Below are 487 nucleotides of genomic sequence, written 5' to 3'. Positions count from 1 at the left end.
GTCAGGGCTCTCTTCCGATTCAAGGAACCTTATCGTACCACCTAGCTGAGTTTGAACGAGATTACACGTTACTAAAAGCTGATGATGCAAAGTTGGAAGTATTTGACCCTAGTGATCTTGACGAGAACACAACCATCATAGGTTACGTTGGAGAGCTCTACGGGGAGACCGTGCTTGAAAAAGAAGCCATTAAGTTTAGTGAATACGAACTTGGGCAAATGATCTACTTCAACCCTAAAAGTATGACTTGCTCATACAAAGGCATCGTTGATAACGAAATCATTGCGGCGCACTTAAATTGTAAAGCAATCGAATATGGCGATGATCCTAGTTACATCCACAGCAAACAGAATCGAAAGTTCAGCACTTTAACGTTTAGCCGATAAACAATCATGCCATTGATGTTCGACGCATCAATGGCCTTTAACTAACGCTGGGCGCAACGAGATTGAGTCTTCTTGAACCTCGCAATTGTAAACACTTAGAT

At 42.1% G+C, this 487-nt stretch carries 1 protein-coding gene; it reads left to right on the top strand.

The window, feature by feature from the left end; all coding sequences use genetic code 11:
* Positions 1–386 (top strand): hypothetical protein (locus tag AB4585_RS27275; protein WP_372171871.1); only part of this gene is annotated, 386 nt, incomplete at its 5' end.
* Positions 387–487: the final 101 nt, after the last annotated feature.

This window comes from Vibrio sp. 10N.222.49.C9 (assembly GCF_041474985.1).
Taxonomy (GTDB): domain Bacteria; phylum Pseudomonadota; class Gammaproteobacteria; order Enterobacterales; family Vibrionaceae; genus Vibrio; species Vibrio crassostreae_C.
This window is presented reverse-complemented; position numbering and strand designations above follow the sequence as displayed.